Consider the following 16,014-nt stretch of genomic DNA (forward strand, 5'->3'; position numbering starts at 1 on the left):
CCACAGGATCGCGGACCAGGTTGGCCAATTGTCGGCGCGGTCTGGTTCGCTTGTCGCATGGAGATTCTCTGGGTCCTGATCGCACTGGTGATGCTGGGCTTCGTGCTGCTTCCCTTCCTGCGGCGCAGGCGCGGGACCGCGATCGGGCTGGTCTCTCCCGACCACCCGGACGCCGCGGACCCGGCGAACTACGGCTTCGTCCGCGAGGAGGAGCTGGACATCCGCATGCCCGGTCCCGACCAGGACCTGCTGGACGTCCTGGACGTGGTGCAGCGCACGCAGGACTACCGCGCGGCGCAGCAGCTCCTCGCCGGTACGGAGACGGAGGGCGAGCGCCGCTGGCAGCGTGTTCAGGCCTTCGCGGGTGCGGCCTCGCTGGAGCTGCGACAGCGTCCCGGCGGGGTGAGCGAGGCGCCGGGCGGGCAGTGGCTGCGGGTGTGGCGGGCCGAGGCGCCCAAGGACGCGGGCGGGGCCGCGGTGCACGCCGAGTTCCTGGTGCAGCAGGCGTGGCGGACGGCGACGCCCGGGACGGACGAGTTCCGGATCATCATGGAGGAGGCGAAGGCGGCGTGCGGTGAGGCGGCGCTGCTGGCGCCCGACGACTCGATCCCGTACATCGTGGAGCTGTCGGTGGCCCGCGGGCTGGGCTACTCCCAGAAGGACTTCGAGCAGCTCTGGCTGAAGATCCTGGACCGCGCCCCGGCCCACATGGGAGCGCACCTGGCCGCGCTGCACTACTGGTGCGAGAAGTGGCACGGCTCGCGTGCGCTGGCGTACGAGTTCGCGGAGGCCGCCGCGGCCCGTGCCCCCAAGGGCTCCCTCCTGGCGGCGATGCCCCTCTTCGCCGTGTTCGAGCACCTCCCCGAGGTGACCCTGGTCAGCAGCTTCTGGCAGACCGAGGTCGTCACGAAGGCGGTCCACGGCGCGCTGCACGCGGTGCACTCGGCCCGCCCCGACGACCCGATGCTGGCGCACGTCCGGCACATGCTGGTCTTCTTCCTGGTCCGCGGCGAGCGCTGGGCGGAGGCCATGAACCAGCTGGTGCACATCGACGGCCATGTCGGCGCCCTGCCCTGGACCCTGTCCACCGACCCGGCGGCGGAGTTCGCGGTGTACCGGGCCCTGGCGGTGGCGGGCTACGAGGCGAACGGCGGCAACCCGGCGAGCCTCCCGCACTGACCCGCGGGCGAGGCGGACCGGGGCACCGGCTCGGATCACCCCTGGGAAGGGCCCCGGCCGGAATTCCCCCCGGTCCCCGCACGTTGAACAGGGTGTCGCCCCCGCGTGGGTGTCGCGCCGATTGGAGACCGCATGTTCCTGCACAGCCGTACGCCCCAGCTGCCGACTCCCGAGCAGGCGCTGCCCGGCCGCCCGGAGCCGGCGTTCTCGGTCCCCGACCGCCACACCGTTCTCGGCAACCCGCTGCTCGGTCCCTACCCCGAGGGCCTGGAGACCGCCGATTTCGGCCTGGGCTGCTTCTGGGGTGCCGAGCGCAAGTTCTGGCAGCTCCCGGCAGGGGTGTGGACGACTCTGGCCGGCTACCAGGGCGGTCACACGGAGAACCCCACCTACGAGGAGGTCTGCTCGGGCCTGACCGGCCACACGGAGGTCGTCCGCGTGGTCTACGACCCCGAGCTGATCTCGTACGAGCGCCTCCTGAAGACGTTCTGGGAGTCGCACGACCCCACGCAGGGCTTCCGCCAGGGCAACGACGTGGGCACGCAGTACCGCTCGGCGATCTACACCCACACCCCCGAGCAGGCGGCCGTCGCCAAGTCCTCCCGCGACTCCTACCAGAAGGTCCTCACCGCTTCCGGCCACGGCGAGATCACCACGGAGATCGTCCCGGCGGAGGGCCGCCCGTTCTACCCGGCGGAGGGCTACCACCAGCAGTACCTGGACAAGAATCCGGCGGGTTACTGCGGCATCGGCGGTACGGGCGTGTCCTGCCCGATCGGCGTGGCCGAGGCCGAGGGCTGACGACCGGCGTCACCGCCTGCACGAGAAGGGACTCGGTGGCAATAGGGTGCCTGCGTGACTGCGCCCCTGAGTTCCACGAAGACCCGTGACGCGCTCCGGATATCCGCCCGCGTCTCCGCAGAGCTGCTGCTGGTGCTCGCGATGCTGGCAGTGGCGTTGTGGCTGCTGGGGCGGATGTGGTCGGTGGTGTGGCCGCTCGTCGTCGGGTTGCTGCTGACCACGCTGACCTGGCCCGCGGCCCGTTTCCTGCGTCGGCGCGGGTGGCCGCCCGCGCTCGCCGCGTCGGTGGTGACCGTGCTGTTCCTGCTGGTCGCAGCGGGTACCGTGGCGCTGATCGCCGTGCCCGTGGCGTCCCAGTCCGGTCAGCTGACCGACGGCGTGGTCGAGGGCATCCAGAAGATGCGCGAGTGGGCCGCCGGGCCGCCGTTGAACATCGGTGACGCCCAGATCAACAAGGCCTTCGACAGCGCGGTCTCCCGCGCTCAGGAGGGCGTCGGCAGCATGGTCGGCGCGGTGGTCACCGGGGTGAGCACCGTGGTGAACGGCTTGGTCACCGCCGTTCTCGCCCTCTTCCTGATGTTCTTCTTCCTCAAGGACGGCCCGCGGTTCCTGCCGTGGCTCTCCCGTCAGCTGCCCGGCCGGCTCGCCGCCGACGTCCCCACGGTGTTCGAGCGCGGCTGGAACACGCTGGGCGCCTTCGTACGCTCCCAGGCGGCCGTGGGCCTGCTCGACGCCGTCCTGATCGGACTGGGCCTGTGGATCCTGGGCGTACCGCTGGTGCTCCCGCTGGCGGTACTGACCTTCGTGTCCGCGTTCGTGCCGATCATCGGCGCCCTGTTCGCGGGCTTCGTCGCGGTCCTCATCGCGCTCGTCTCCAACGGCCTGACGGACGCGCTGATCGTCCTGATCATCATCGTCGTGGTGCAGCAGCTGGAGGGCAATGTCTTCCAGCCCATGATCCAGAGCCGGGGGCTGGGCCTGCACGCTGCCGTGGTGCTGCTGGCGGTGACGCTGGGCGGCAGCCTGGCCGGCATCGTGGGCAGCCTGCTCGCCGTGCCCGTCGCCGCGCTGATCGCGGTGGTCTGGAACTACGTGCGCGAGCAGCTCGGCGATCCGCCGCAGGAACCGGACGACGACGCCGACGAACCCGACGGCACCGGTGCACCGGACGGCACCGACGAGCCGGACAGCGCCGCGCCCGTCCCGTCGTAACGGACCCGCACACACGAACGGCCCCGGCGCGCGAACGGCCCCGCCCAGGTCGCGGGGCCCCTCCTGGCTTGCGAGCCTGCAAGCGAAGGGAGTGCCGCCCCATGGTTTCTGTCACCACGTCGCCCGTGCGTCTCGAGGCGTCCGTCGACGCCCGGTTGTCCCGATGGCTGTGGCTGGTGAAGTGGCTGCTCGCCATCCCGCACTACATCGTGCTGTTCTTCCTGTGGATCGCGTTCGTCCTCGTGACCGTCGTCGCGTTCTTCGCCATCCTGTTCACCGCCCGGTACCCCCGGCCCCTCTTCGACTTCAACGTCGGCGTACTGCGGTGGAACTGGCGGGTCACCTACTACGCCCACACCGCGCTCGGCACCGACCGGTACCCGCCGTTCACCCTCGCCGACGTGCCCGACTATCCGGCCCACTTGGACGTCGCCCACCCCGAGCGGCTCTCGCGCGGCCTGGTGCTGGTCAAGTGGTGGCTGCTGGCGATCCCGCAGTACATCGTCGTCGCGATGTTCGTGGGCGGCGGCTGGGGCTGGGACGACGGGGACGGCTGGCGGGGCACGGGGCTGATGCCCTTCCTCTCGCTGGTCGCGGTGGTCGTCCTGCTGTTCACCGCCCGCTATCCGCGGCACCTCTTCGACTTCCTGCTCGGCCTCGCCCGCTGGTGTGCCCGGGTGACCGCGTACGCCGCCCTGATGACCGACCAGTACCCGCCGTTCCGCCTCGACATGGGCGGGCAGGAGTCCCCTGACCGAGGCCCGCTGACCAAGAGTCCCTGACAAACGCCGCAATCCTCAGCGGAAGCGATTCTTCCCGCTTTACGCTCCTCCGCATGACGGTCAGACGAGCATTACAGATGATCATGGTCGTCGCCCTGGCCCTCGCGGGGGCGGTCCAGGGCGGGGTGAGCTCCGCGCATGCCGAGGACGGCGGGCGGCAGCTCCTGTTCTACAACCACGCCTATGGCGTCCTCGACCGGGAGACCGCCGACGCCATCGAGCACTCCGCCTATCTGCGGGACTTCGCGAACTTCCAGGTCCGCACCACGACCGGTTCCGGCGGCCAGACCTGGACCGGCCGCTACCTCATGGGCCGCGAGACCTACCTCGAGCTGTTCGGGATCGGCGACGTCCCCGGCAAGGACGGCACCCTCGGCGCCACCGGCTTGGGCGTCTCGGCCGAGCGGGAAGGCGACCTGGCGACGGTGACCGCGCGGCTGCGCGAGCTGGGGATCAGCGACCCCGTCGAGTTCCGGCAGACCCGCGACTTCGGCGACGGCGTCCCGGTGCCCTGGTTCGACGCCGTCCTCACCACCGAGGAGTACGACCTCTTCGGCGCCTGGGGCATGGAGTACCGGCCGGAGTACTTCGCCGACCCGCGCGGCAACACCGAGCCCGCCGCGTACCCCGGCGACGTGGGCCGGGAGCGTTATCTGTCCGACGGCTACCGGGACCACCTGATGCGGGACGTGACCGGCATCCGGCTCGCGGTCACCGCACGGGACCTCGAAAGCACGCTGCCGCTGCTGAAGGCCGGCGGGTTCGCCGTCCGGTCCCTGCCCGGCGGGGGCGCCGTCGCGAAGGGCGGCGGCACCACGCTGCGGTTCGACGCCGTGCCGCTCGACCAGGTGGGCCTGCGGCAGGTCGAGATGTCGCTGAACAGGCCGGTGTCGTACCGGCACGAGGAGCGGATCGGCCACTCGGCCCTCGTCGTCGGCCCGGGGTCCCGCGCCGTGTGGACCTTCGGCGACCAGGACGGGGCCTAGGGGCCCGAAGGCTCAGCCGCCGCTGCCGTACGGCCGCGTGATGATCTCCAGGCGGTGGCCGTCGGGGTCGTCGAAGTACGCCCCCCGGCCGCCGTCGTGGTGGTTGATCTCGCCGGGACGGCTGTGGAACGGATCCGCCCAGTACGTCAGACCGGCCTCCTGGATCCGGGCGAAGATCTGGTCGAACTCCTCCTCCGAGACGAGGAAGGCGTAGTGCTGCGGCGTGATGGCGCCGGGGCTGTCCATGTAGTCGAGCGTCACGCCGTTGGAGATCTCGACCGGGAGGAACGGGCCGTAGGGCGGGCTCACGTCCAGTCCCAGGATGTCGGCGAGGAACCGGGCCGACGCGCGCTTGTCGTGCGCGACGACGATGGTGTGGTTCAGCTGCACGGTCATGGCGGGGCCTCCCCTCCCCATCCACCATACGGCCGTACCCGCGGTGGCTGTCCGGACGGCGCTGAGGGCCCCGGCACGCGGCCGGGGCCCTCACGGGGCGGTACGGATCAGATCGTCGCCGTGTCGATCACGAACCGGTAGCGCACGTCGCTGGCGACCACCCGCTCGTACGCCTCGTTGATCTGGTCACCGCGGATCAGCTCGATCTCGGCACCGAGGCCGTGCTCGGCGCAGAAGTCCAGCATCTCCTGGGTCTCCGCGATGCCGCCGATCATGGAACCGGCGAGGGACTTGCCGCCGCCGATCACCGAGAAGAGGTTCAGGGAGATGGGCTCCTCGGGGGCGCCGACGTTGGCCAGCGTGCCCTCGGTCTTCAGCAGCGAGAGGTAGGCGCCGAAGTCCAGCGGCGCCGAGACCGTGGAGACGATCAGGTCGAAGGTGCCGGCCAGCTCCTCGAAGGTCTTCGGGTCGCTGGTGGCGTAGTAGTGGTCCGCGCCCAGCTTCAGGCCGTCCTCCTGCTTGCGCAGGGACTGCGACAGCACGGTCACCTCGGCGCCCAGCGCGTGGGCGATCTTCACGCCCATGTGGCCGAGGCCGCCGAGGCCCACGATCGCGACCTTCTTGCCGGGGCCGGCGCCGAAGCGCTTGAGCGGGGAGTAGAGGGTGATGCCGGCGCACAGCAGCGGCGCGGCGACGTCGAGGGAGAGGCCGTCGGGGATGCGGACGACGAAGTCCTGGTCGACGACGACCTTCTGCGAGTAGCCGCCGTAGGTGGGCTCGCCGTCCTTGCCGATGCCGTTGTACGTCGGGACGTTGCCCTTCACGCAGTACTGCTCACGGCCGGCCTTGCAGTTCTCGCACTCGCGGCAGGAGTCGACCATGCAGCCGACGCCCACGCGGTCGCCGACGGCGAACTTCGTGACGCCCGAGCCGACCTCGGAGACGACACCGGCGATCTCGTGGCCGGGGACCATCGGGAAGATCGCCTCACCCCAGCCCTCGCGGGCCTGGTGGATGTCGGAGTGACAGATACCGGCGAACTTGATGTCGATCAGGACGTCGAACTCGCCGACCTCGCGGCGCTCGATGGTGGTGCGCTCCAGCGGAGCCTTGGGCGCGGGGGCGGCGTACGCAGCAACAGTGGTCATGCCGGGGGTTCTCCTAGCAGGTTCCGTGCCCGGCTGCCTTCTGGATGTTCTGACCGGGCACGATCCCGAGCGTGCCAAACCCGCGAGCTTCTACCCAGGCCACGGTTTTGCGTACGCACAGCGTGCGTACCACTGGCGGGGTCAGGCTCGTGTGCGTACGACCGTGAATACTGGAGGCATGGACGAACAGCCCGAACCCGTACAGGAGCCCGCACCGCAGACCGGCGGGGGCCTGGACCGGCGTGCCGAGCTCAGTGAGTTCCTGCGCACCCGGCGTGCCCGGCTGAAGCCGGAGGACGTGGGGCTGCCCGACTTCGGGCGGCGGCGGGTGCCCGGGCTGCGCCGCGAGGAGCTGGCCCAGCTGGCCGGGGTGTCCGTGGCGTACTACACACGCCTGGAGCAGGGCAACGGGCGCAACGTCTCGGCGGAGGTGCTGGACGCGATCGCACGCGCCCTGCGGCTGACCGGCGCCGAGCACGCCCACCTGACGCATCTGGCGAAGCCGAAGCAGCACAAGAAGAAGCAGGCGTCGCGGGCCCAGCATGTGCGGCCGGCGTTGCGGCACCTGCTGGACTCGATCGACGCCGTCCCGGCGTACGTCGTCGGGCGCCGCTCGGACATCCTGGCCTGGAACCGGATGGCCGCGGCCCTCTTCGGCGACTGGGCGGAGCTGCCGGCGCCGGAGCGGAACTGGGCGCGGCTGGTGTTCCTCAGGCCCGACTACCGCGAGCTGTTCGTCGAGTGGGACCAGAAGGCGTCGGACATCGTCGGCTATCTGCGCATGGACGCCGGCTGCCATCCGGACGACCCGCGGCTGTCCGCCCTGGTGGGGGAACTCTCCGTGAAGAGCGAGGAGTTCCGCCGGCTGTGGGCCGCGCACGACGTCAAGGAGAAGAGCTACGGCGTGAAGCGGATGCGGCACCCGCTGGTCGGCGACCTGGCCCTGTCCTTCGAGACGTTCCGCCTGGTCGACGACGGCGAGCAGTCCCTGATCACCTACCACGCGGAGCCGGACTCCCCGTCGGCGGAGGCGCTGCGGCTGCTGGCGAGCTGGGGCGCGGACGCGACCCGGGCGGGGAGCGGTACGCCGACCCGGTGAACGGCGACGGCCCGCCGGAAGCCGAGGCTTCCGACGGGCCGCCGACGAGCGTTCCCTACGGCCTACTTGCCGTAGTACGCGTTGTAGATCGAGATCGTCGACTTGTTGCCCTTCTTGTCGGCGATCTTGGCGTGGAAGGAGATGGCCTTCCCCTTCGCCGGGTTCTTGACGCTGACCTTGCCCTTGGTGACCGTGAGCTTCTTCCAGGTCTTGCCGTAGTCGTACGACACGTAGACCGACAGCGACTTCAGGTTGCTGCCCTTGGCCGCGCCCTCGACGGTGACCGGGACGCTGACCGTCTTGCCGGCCGGGACCTTGCTGTCCAGGCCGGTGGCCGCGTTGAAGCGGACCGTGGAGGCGGGCAGCTGCTTGATGCCGGAGACCTTCTTCGAGCGGAACGTCCAGCTCGCGTCGATGCGGGTGGAGGCCGCCGCGACCTTGACGCTGCGCTTGACCGACGTCGTCAGCTTGTACTCGGCGTCACCGGCCGGGACCTTGAACGGCTTCTCGCCGAACAGCGGGTCGTTGTTGCTGCCGACCTTCTTGCCGTTGCGGTACAGCGTCGTGTCGACCGCCGAGAAGGTCGAGTAGCCCGCGTTGCCCTTGCCGTCCGCGAACAGCGGCAGGGAGCCGTAGATCTGGTTGTCCTCGCGGAAGAGGCCGAAGTCGGCGTTGAGACGCGGTCCGAAGACGGCCGTGTTGACGGTCTTCGAGTACGTCTTGCCGGCGGCGAACTTCTGCGTGCCCAGCGTGTAGCCGGCCTCGTCGACCGGGAAGCCGTCCGCGTCGACACCGCCGTACTGGGAGAACTCCATCTGCCACTGCACGCCGCCCGCGGTGGACAGGTGCAGCGTCCGCGTGCTGGGCAGGGTCTGCGGGATGCCGATCGAGGAGGCTCCGTTGCTCCACGGCATCCAGCCGACGGCGCTGATGGAACCCTTCTTGCCCTTGGCCGCAGCACCGAGGCCGGCCTTCACCGTGGCGAGCTCGCTCGCCTTGTAGTGCTTGGTGTAGCCGGTGGCGAGCTGCTTGACCTTGCCGCCGCCGGTGACGTCGTACTCCTCCTTGTCACCCTTGGTCCAGTGGCCGTCCCACTGCTGGGTCACGGAGCCGTCGGTGATCTGCGGGCCGACGTGCGCGGTGCGGATGTCGGCGTAGGAGTCGAGGATCCAGCCGAAGCCGTAGCTGGAGTCCTTCGTCTCGACCGTGTAGTCGGCCGAGGCGAACTCCGACTTGACGGCCTTGTCCGGCACGGTGATGTCCACCGGCTTGGCCGTGCGGGCGTCCAGCGTGATCGTCGTGTTCTTGGTGACGTTCAGCTTGGGCTGGGCGAGCCAGTCGGCGCCCTGGAACTTCTCGGGGTCGTCACCCACGTAGACGTTGGTGTTGAGGACGTAACCGCCCTTGGGCACCCGGGTGGTGACGGTGCCGTCCGCGTCGTACGGCGAGTAGAACTTGCCCTCGCCCAGGCCCGAGACGGCGGCCAGGTCGGCACTGTAGTTACTGGCGGGCTTGCCGTCACGGTCGAGGAACTTCAGCGTGACGTCGTACGACTCGACCTCGCGCTGCACCGCGGCGGCCGTGCGGACGGTCTGGCCGCCGCCCGTCGCCGTCACGTACGACGAGTAGGCGCCGTCGAGCGTGCCGCCCAGCTTGGTGTTCACGGTGAACGGGACGGAGGCCTTGCCGCCGGCCGGGACGGTCACCGAGGTGGCGCCGAGCTTGAAGAAGCCGGCCGGGGCGGCCTTGCCCTTCGGGTCGGTGGCGGTCGACGCCAGCTTCAGCGTGACGTCCTTCGTACCGAGGTTGCGGTACGTCAGTTCCTTGGTGACCGGCTTGTCGTCGGTGTGCGGCCACTGCTGGACGCCGAAGCTCACCGAGGACGGGTTGGCGATCACGGACTGCTTGATGGCCTTGTCGACCTGAATCCGGCCCGAACCCTGCTGGAACGGCGTGTACGCGCCGCCCTTCGTGGAGCCGGTGAGGGCGCCCTTCAGCTCGGCGTACTTCCACGCCGGGTGCTGCTGCTTGAGGATCGCCGCCGCGCCCGCGACATGCGGGGTCGCCATCGACGTGCCGGAGATCGTCATGTAGCCGGCCGGCTTCTCGCCGACCTCCTGGGCTATCTGGTTGCCCGGGGCGGAGGCCGCGGTGATGTCCACGCCGGGCGCGGTCACGTCGGGCTTGAGGGCGCCGTCCAGGCCGGGGCCGCGGCTGGAGAAGTCGGCCAGCACGTCCTTGTCGTCGACCGCGCCGACGGTCAGGGCCGCGGCGGCGCTGCCCGGGGAGCCGATGGTCTGCTCGCCGAAGTCGCCCTCGTTGCCGGCGGCGATGGCGAACAGGATGCCCTTCTCCTCGGACAGCTTGTTCACCGCCGCTTCCAGCGGGTCGATCGCGGGCGTGTCGCCGCCGCCCAGGCTCATGTTGACGACGTCGGCGCCCTCCGCGGCGGCCCACTCGATGCCGGCGAGGACCTCGGAGTCGCTGCCGAATCCGCCGTCGTCGAGCACCTTGCCGTTGATGATCTTCGCGCCGGGCGCGACACCCTTGTACTTGCCGCCGGACTTCGCGCCGGTACCGGCCGCGATGGAGGCGACGTGCGTTCCGTGGCCGACCTTGTCGGAGGTGTCGGGCGAGGTGGTGAAGTTCTTGGCGTCGATCACCTGCCCCTTGAGGTCGGGGTGGGTGGCGTCGACACCGGTGTCCAGGACGGCGATCTTCACGCCCTTGCCGTCGTAGCCGGCGGCCCACGCCTTGGGGGCGCCGATCTGCGGGACGGACTTGTCGAGGCTGGCCTTGCGGACGCCGTCGAGCCAGACGTGCGCGATGCCGGAGGCGGTCTTGTCGCCGTTGGTGACCGCGTCCCACAGCTCGGGCGCGTCCTCCTGCGGCGTCTGGACGGCATCCGCGTTCACGGTCTTCAGAGCGTGGCTCAGCCGGCCCGCGTCGCGGACGTCGGCCTTGGTGGCCGCGGCGCTGCCCTGGTAGCCGACGATGACCTTCAGGCCCTTCTTCTGGGCCTTGCGGGTCGCGGACTTGTTGAGCTCGGTGACGTCGAACAGCCGCTGGTCGAGCTTGCCGGTGGCGACCAGGCGGGCCGCGTCGGCCGGGATCACGAGCGTGTGGCCGTCGAGCTTGCGGACCTGGACGGGTATGTCCTCGCGTCCCTTGGCCCGCTCCAGGCCGATGACCCGGCCCTTGGCGTCCAGGACGACCCGGTCACCCGTGATCAGTGTGATGCGGTGCTTGGCGGTGACCGACGCCTGCTTCGCGACTGCGGTCGTCTGCTCGCCGTTCGCCGACGCCGGGCTGGTCATGCCCGCCGCCAGGGCCACGGCTGCAGCTGTGGCGACCGTGGCCGCGCACGCCCTTTTCACTTGTCTGCGCAAGTTTCCCCCTTGCAGAAGTACCGGGCGAATTCCCCGTTCACCCGGCCGGGGGCGGTCTCGTACGCATGGACGTACACCCCCCGGAAATACGCAGTATGCCGAGGGGTGATCAGTCACTCAATAGTTGAGAGGGCGGTAAGAAATCCGTCGGCAGGCTGTTACACGGCTGCCGGAACTCCGTTACAGGGGAAGGCGATTGAGCACGCGTGTTCTCCTTGACACGGTCGCACACAAAGGCGAGCCGCCGCCCGCCCCCGGGATCGGGGCAGGGCGGCGGCTCGTCTCGCGTGCGGCTGCCGAGTCGTCAGACCGCCGAACCGGCCTTCCAGTCGGCCCAGTTCATGTTCCAGCCGTTCAGGCCGTTGTCCGGCGCGACGGTCTTGTCGCCGGTGTTCTCGACGACCACCACGTCACCGATCATCGAGTTGTTGTAGAACCACGCGCCCGGGGTGTTCGGGTCGTTCGCGCCCTTCGCGTCCTGGAGACCGACGCAGCCGTGGCTCGTGTTCACGTTGCCGAAGATGGACTTCGCGCCCCAGTAGTTGCCGTGGATGAACGTGCCCGAGCTGGACAGGCGGATGGCGTGCGGCACGTCCTTGATGTCGTACTCGCCCTTGCCGTCGTCGTCCGTGAAGCCCACGGTCGCGCCGTTCATGCGCGTCTCCTTGAACTTCTCGGACATCACCATGACGCCCTCGTATGTCTTGTTCTGAGGCGAGCCGGCGGAGATCGGGATCGTCCGGACGACCTTGCCGTCCTGCGTGATCTTCATCTGCTTGGTCTTCGCGTCGACGTACGAGACCTGGTTGCGGCCGATCTTGAAGGTGACCGTCTTCTGCTGGACGCCGAAGACGCCCTTGGCTCCCTCGACACCGTCGAGCGCGAGCTTCAGCGTGACGGTGGAGCCTTCCTTCCAGTAGTCCTCGGGGCGGCAGTCCATGCGGTTGGCGTTGAACCAGTGGCAGGCGACCTCCTGGCCACTGGTCGTGCTGACCTTGATGCCCTTCTGGACGGCGGCCTTGTTGGTGATCGCCTTGTCGAAGTTGATCGAGACCGGCATGCCGACGCCGACGGTGGTGCCGTCGTCCGGGGTGAAGCTGCCGATGAAGCTGTTGGCCGGGGAGACCGTGGTGAACGAGGCGTTCTCGTGGGCGACGCGGCCGTCGGAGTCCTTCGCCTCCGCCGCCAGCTTGTAGGTGGTGGAGCGCTCCAGCTGCGTGCTGGGCTTCCAGCTGGTCTTGTCGGCGGATATCTGGCCGCTGACCTCCGCGCCCTCGGACGTCGTCATCTTGACGCTCGTGAGCGTGCCCTTGCTCACCGTGACGGCTGCGGAGTTGTTGATGGAGGCGTTGTCGGAGCCGTCCTCGGGTGTGATCTTGATCTGGGCCTTGGACGCCTTCTCGGCCGCGGCCTCGTCGACCTTCGACTGGGAGCTGCCGCCGCTGTCGCTCCCGGAGGCGTTGTCATCGCCGCCGGAACAGGCCGAGAGCACCAGCACTCCGCCGAGCAGAGCGGACGCGACCGTCAGGCCCTTGCGCCGCTTACTGACCGTCATCACACGCTTCTCCATCGTTGCCGATTTCCCCAAAACCCCGAGTGTCCCCGTCGCAGTCCAAGTGCCCCCGTCAGGACTCGTGAGTCCTCATCCGGAACGTTCAACGCTACGGCCGGTCGGTCCGGTTCCCCATGTCGCGCACGTGTGGGGATCACCACGTCCGCGCCCGTCCGCGGCACACGGGCGCGGACGGTGCGGCTCAGGGCGGTGCGCCGCTTGAGACGCAGTGACCCCGGACGACGGTTGCCGCCCGGGGTCACTGTTTTCTCAAGCGCCTCAGTTGTCACTGTCGTCGTCGACATCATCCTCGTCGAGGTCCCAGTCCGGCGCATCGGGGTCGTAATCGATCCGCTCGCTGCTCCAGGAGGCCTGCTGGAGCTCGACCCCCGGCACCTGGCTGACCAGGTCGAACGGGTCGACGAGGTACGCGAGGGCCTCGGCAGTGTCTTCCGTCACAGCGGCCTCGCCCTGGGTCCGCTCCGCCGCCGGCATCTCACCGTCGTCGGCGATCCGGCGCAGCGCGGCCTTGGTGATCCCGTCCGCGTCCTGGACCTCGAGAACGAGTTCCACCCGAAGCCGGACAAAACGTGATGTCTCTGGAGTGCTCATGGCGCGAGCGTACGTCCAGGGCCTCCCGTGACTTTCCCGTGACCCGCGACTTTCACTAACATCGCCCCACACGGCCAATTCGCCAGCGCCACAAGGGGATCGATATTCCGTGTCATCCGCTCGCCGTCCGTTGTTGACCGCCACCGCCGCGGCGACCCTGCTGGGCGCCCTGTGGTTCGTCCCGTCCGCCAACGCGACGTCAAACTCGCCGGTGAGAGACGCGGTCGCGGCGAGCCCGTCGCCGCAGGTCACGGAGCAGGCGCGGATCGCGGCCACGACCGCGGGCGACTCCGTCACCGGCACCCGCCTCGCCGACACGGGCAGCTTCGACAGCACGCCGTACGTCATCGGCGGCACGTTCTTCCTCACGCTGGGCGCGGGCTTCGTCGCGTACTCGGTCCGCCGGGAACGGCTCGGTTTCTGACGTTCACGCGCTCGGGCCCCGCCGCGTGACGGGGCCCGGGCTGCCTCCTCCTGCCTACTGAAGCGGGCCGGTGACCGTCTCCACCGCGGCCAGCAGCCGCCCGTCGCGCACGAACGCGTCCGCCGCGGCCAGGTCGGGTGCCAGGAACCGGTCCGGTCCCGGACCCTGAACTCCCGCTCCCCGCAGGGCGTCGATGACCGCCCGTGTCGCCGGCGCCGGGGTCAGCCCCTCGCGCAGTTCGATCGCGCGCGTGGCGGCGTACAGCTCGACGGCCAGGACCCGGGTGAGGTTGTCGACGGCCGTGCGCAGCTTGCGCGCCGCCGACCAGCCCATCGAGACGTGGTCCTCCTGCATGGCGGAGGACGGGATCGAGTCGGCGGACGCCGGTACGGCGAGCCGCTTCAGCTCGCTCACCAGCGCGGCCTGGGTGTACTGAGCGATCATCAGGCCCGAGTCCACACCGGCGTCGTCGGCGAGGAACGGCGGCAGGCCGTGGCTGCGGTTCTTGTCGAGCAGCCGGTCGGTGCGCCGCTCGGCGATGGAGCCGAGGTCGGCGACAGCGACGGCGAGGAAGTCCAGAACGTAGGCGACCGGCGCGCCATGGAAGTTGCCGTTGGACTCCACGCGCCCGTCGGACAGCACGACGGGGTTGTCCACCGCGGCGGCCAGCTCGCGGTCGGCGACCAACCGGGCGTGGGCCATGGTGTCCCGCCCGGCCCCGGCGACCTGCGGGGCGCAGCGCACCGAGTAGGCGTCCTGGACGCGCGGCGCGTCGCCCTGGTGATGCCCGGTCAGGCCCGAACCCTTCAGCACGGCCAGCATGTTGGCGGCACTGGCGGCCTGCCCCGGGTGCGGCCGGATGGCGTGCAGCTCGGGGGCGAGGACCTTGTCGGTGCCGAGCAGGGCCTCCAGCGACAGCGCGGCCGTGACGTCGGCGGACCGGTAGAGCGTGTCCAGATCGGCCAGGGCCATGACCAGCATGCCGAGCATGCCGTCGGTGCCGTTGAGGAGGGCGAGGCCTTCCTTCTCGCGCAGTTCGACGGGCTGGATGCCGTGCGCGGCGAGGAGTTCGGCGGCCGGGCGTACGACACCGTCGGGGCCCTCGGCGTCGCCCTCCCCCATGAGCGCGAGGGCGCAGTGGGACAGCGGCGCGAGGTCGCCGGAGCAGCCGAGGGAGCCGTACTCGTGCACGACCGGGGTGATCCCGGCGTTGAGGAGGTCGGCCATGGTCTGCGCGACCTCGGGCCGTACGCCGGTGTGCCCGGAGCAGACCGTCTTCAGCCGCAGGAACATCAGGGCCCGTACGACGTCCCGCTCCACGCTCGGCCCCATGCCGGCGGCGTGCGAGCGGACGATGTTGCGCTGGAGCTGTGCGCGCAGCTCGGGGCTGATGTGCCGGGTCGCCAGGGCCCCGAAGCCGGTGCTCACGCCGTACACGGGATCGGGCTTGGCCGCCAGCGCGTCCACGATCTCGCGGGCCGCGGCGAGGGCGGCCAGCGCCTCCTCGGAGAGCTGGACGCGGGCGCCGCCGCGCGCCACGGCGAGCACGTCGGACGCGGTCACCCCGGACGTCCCCACCACCACAGTGTGCATATCCATATTCAGGAGCGTACGCAGTGAATTCGATGATGTCACCACTGGGGGCCCGGTTCACCCCTTACCGATAGGTCACACGCGCGCCGGCTCACCCGGCTAGGGCGCGTGCCGCCCGCGGAAGCGCCGGCGCTCGCCGTCGGTCTCCTGGGACGGCTCGTCCGCGAGCCGCACGACGGGGTCGTCGGGCCCGGCCCGGCCGGCGACGACCGGCCGCGTGGACCGCTCGGCCTTCGCCCGGTACTGGGCCGCGTCGGCGAGCCGGAACAGCCGCCGGGCCGAGCGCACCGGCCCGATCGGATCCTCGGTGGACGCGACCCCGCAGGCCACGCCGTCCCCGAGCTCCAACTCCGCCGCCCGGCGGCACAGTTCGCCGGCCGCCTTCACGACCTGGTCGGCGGACGGCCCGACCGCGAGCAGACAGAACTCGTCCCCGCCGAGCCGTGCCGCGAGAGCCCCCGGCAGCATGGCCCCGCACAGCGACAGCACCGAGCCGAAACGCTCCAGGAGCCGGTCGCCGGCGGCGTGCCCGTGGGTGTCGTTGACCCGCTTGAGCCCGTTCAGGTCACAGACGACGAGGCTGACGACGGCTCCGTCCCCGCGGTGCCGCTCGATCGCCTGCTCCAGGCGTACATCGACGGCGCGGCGGTTGGCCAGTCCCGTCAGCGCGTCGGTGAACGCGAGGCGCCGGGCCTCCTCCAGCCGCTCGGTCTGGGCGATGCCGGCGGCGACGACGGCGGCCAGGACGGTGGCGAAGTCGGCGTCGGCCCGCTCGAAGACGGGCTCCCCGGCCGGCCGGGCCTCGTACAGCTCGCACCAGGCCCGGCCGGCCGGGGAGCCC

Annotated in this window: 14 protein-coding genes; 7 read left to right on the forward strand and 7 right to left on the reverse strand. The window is 70.4% G+C overall.

The annotated features are described in order from the left end of the window. Nucleotides 1-57: 57 nt before the first annotated feature. The 5 genes from CCL05_RS36730 to CCL05_RS36750 all read left to right on the forward strand — a co-directional run bounded on the left by CCL05_RS36730 (nucleotide 58) and on the right by CCL05_RS36750 (nucleotide 4,960). Complete coding sequence (locus CCL05_RS36730) at nucleotides 58-1,179, forward strand: hypothetical protein (protein WP_086564974.1); 1,122 nt, start codon at nucleotides 58-60, stop codon at nucleotides 1,177-1,179. 132 nt (nucleotides 1,180-1,311) lie between these two features. Next, complete coding sequence (msrA, locus tag CCL05_RS36735; protein WP_086564975.1) at nucleotides 1,312-1,980, forward strand: peptide-methionine (S)-S-oxide reductase MsrA; 669 nt, start codon at nucleotides 1,312-1,314, stop codon at nucleotides 1,978-1,980. Between the two features lie 66 nt (nucleotides 1,981-2,046). Then, the gene (locus tag CCL05_RS36740; RefSeq protein WP_425275970.1) at nucleotides 2,047-3,192 is read left to right on the forward strand and encodes an AI-2E family transporter; all 1,146 of its coding nucleotides are present in this window, start codon (nucleotides 2,047-2,049) and stop codon (nucleotides 3,190-3,192) included. 101 nt (nucleotides 3,193-3,293) lie between these two features. After that, a complete protein-coding gene (locus CCL05_RS36745) occupies nucleotides 3,294-3,974 on the forward strand; it encodes a DUF4389 domain-containing protein (protein ID WP_086564977.1) in 681 nt (226 codons plus the stop codon). A 77-nt stretch (nucleotides 3,975-4,051) separates the two neighbouring features. Next, entirely contained in the window at nucleotides 4,052-4,960 is a 909-nt protein-coding gene (locus CCL05_RS36750; RefSeq protein WP_086564978.1) for a DUF5829 family protein, read from the forward strand. Between the two features lie 12 nt (nucleotides 4,961-4,972). Here the strand turns inward: CCL05_RS36750 and CCL05_RS36755 are convergent, their stop codons facing one another. Beyond that, complete coding sequence (locus CCL05_RS36755) at nucleotides 4,973-5,356, reverse strand: VOC family protein (RefSeq protein ID WP_086564979.1); 384 nt, start codon at nucleotides 5,354-5,356, stop codon at nucleotides 4,973-4,975. A gap of 107 nt (nucleotides 5,357-5,463) precedes the next feature. Beyond that, entirely contained in the window at nucleotides 5,464-6,504 is a 1,041-nt protein-coding gene (locus CCL05_RS36760) for an NAD(P)-dependent alcohol dehydrogenase (protein ID WP_086564980.1), read from the reverse strand. Nucleotides 6,505-6,682: 178 nt separating this feature from the next. On the opposite strand from CCL05_RS36760, the gene CCL05_RS36765 reads away from it, so the two are divergent. Further along, nucleotides 6,683-7,603 carry a helix-turn-helix transcriptional regulator gene (locus tag CCL05_RS36765; RefSeq protein ID WP_086564981.1) on the forward strand — a complete coding sequence of 307 codons (921 nt, stop codon included), beginning with the start codon at nucleotides 6,683-6,685 and terminating at the stop codon, nucleotides 7,601-7,603. 62 nt (nucleotides 7,604-7,665) lie between these two features. Here CCL05_RS36765 and CCL05_RS36770 read toward each other — a convergent pair whose 3' ends face one another. From CCL05_RS36770 to CCL05_RS36780, 3 genes are all read right to left on the reverse strand, one after another. Beyond that, a complete protein-coding gene (locus tag CCL05_RS36770) occupies nucleotides 7,666-10,980 on the reverse strand; it encodes a S8 family peptidase (RefSeq protein ID WP_086564982.1) in 3,315 nt (1,104 codons plus the stop codon). Between the two features lie 316 nt (nucleotides 10,981-11,296). Further along, nucleotides 11,297-12,547, reverse strand: a complete 1,251-nt coding sequence (locus CCL05_RS36775; RefSeq protein WP_086564987.1) for a L,D-transpeptidase — start codon at nucleotides 12,545-12,547, stop codon at nucleotides 11,297-11,299. A 276-nt stretch (nucleotides 12,548-12,823) separates the two neighbouring features. Next, on the reverse strand, nucleotides 12,824-13,156 hold the full coding sequence (locus CCL05_RS36780; RefSeq protein ID WP_167409686.1) for a hypothetical protein: 333 nt from the start codon (nucleotides 13,154-13,156) through the stop codon (nucleotides 12,824-12,826). 130 nt (nucleotides 13,157-13,286) lie between these two features. Here CCL05_RS36780 and CCL05_RS36785 point away from each other — a divergent pair, with 130 nt between their 5' ends. Beyond that, nucleotides 13,287-13,580: a hypothetical protein gene (locus CCL05_RS36785; protein ID WP_086564984.1), complete on the forward strand. Its 294-nt coding sequence runs from the start codon at nucleotides 13,287-13,289 to the stop codon at nucleotides 13,578-13,580. A 54-nt stretch (nucleotides 13,581-13,634) separates the two neighbouring features. On the opposite strand, the gene hutH is transcribed toward CCL05_RS36785, so the two are convergent. Then, nucleotides 13,635-15,173 (reverse strand): histidine ammonia-lyase, encoded by a 1,539-nt coding sequence (hutH, locus tag CCL05_RS36790; RefSeq protein WP_086564985.1) that lies wholly within the window; start codon nucleotides 15,171-15,173, stop codon nucleotides 13,635-13,637. Nucleotides 15,174-15,272: 99 nt separating this feature from the next. Beyond that, a partial coding sequence (locus tag CCL05_RS36795) for a GGDEF domain-containing protein (RefSeq protein WP_086564986.1) occupies nucleotides 15,273-16,014 on the reverse strand: 742 nt, incomplete at its 5' end.

The sequence above is a fragment of the Streptomyces africanus genome (assembly GCF_002150735.1).
Lineage (GTDB): Bacteria > Actinomycetota > Actinomycetes > Streptomycetales > Streptomycetaceae > Streptomyces > Streptomyces africanus.

Excerpts from the sequence above, each read along its gene's own strand:
- CCL05_RS36730 (WP_086564974.1), top strand. The coding sequence starts at position 58 with ATGGAGATTCTCTGGGTCCTGATCGCACTGGTGATGCTGGGCTTCGTG.
- msrA (WP_086564975.1), top strand. The coding sequence starts at position 1,312 with ATGTTCCTGCACAGCCGTACGCCCCAGCTGCCGACTCCCGAGCAGGCG.
- CCL05_RS36745 (WP_086564977.1), top strand. The coding sequence starts at position 3,294 with ATGGTTTCTGTCACCACGTCGCCCGTGCGTCTCGAGGCGTCCGTCGAC.
- CCL05_RS36750 (WP_086564978.1), top strand. The coding sequence starts at position 4,052 with ATGATCATGGTCGTCGCCCTGGCCCTCGCGGGGGCGGTCCAGGGCGGG.
- CCL05_RS36755 (WP_086564979.1), bottom strand. The coding sequence starts at position 5,356 with ATGACCGTGCAGCTGAACCACACCATCGTCGTCGCGCACGACAAGCGC.
- CCL05_RS36760 (WP_086564980.1), bottom strand. The coding sequence starts at position 6,504 with ATGACCACTGTTGCTGCGTACGCCGCCCCCGCGCCCAAGGCTCCGCTG.
- CCL05_RS36765 (WP_086564981.1), top strand. The coding sequence starts at position 6,683 with ATGGACGAACAGCCCGAACCCGTACAGGAGCCCGCACCGCAGACCGGC.
- CCL05_RS36775 (WP_086564987.1), bottom strand. The coding sequence starts at position 12,547 with ATGACGGTCAGTAAGCGGCGCAAGGGCCTGACGGTCGCGTCCGCTCTG.
- CCL05_RS36780 (WP_167409686.1), bottom strand. The coding sequence starts at position 13,156 with ATGAGCACTCCAGAGACATCACGTTTTGTCCGGCTTCGGGTGGAACTC.
- hutH (WP_086564985.1), bottom strand. The coding sequence starts at position 15,173 with ATGCACACTGTGGTGGTGGGGACGTCCGGGGTGACCGCGTCCGACGTG.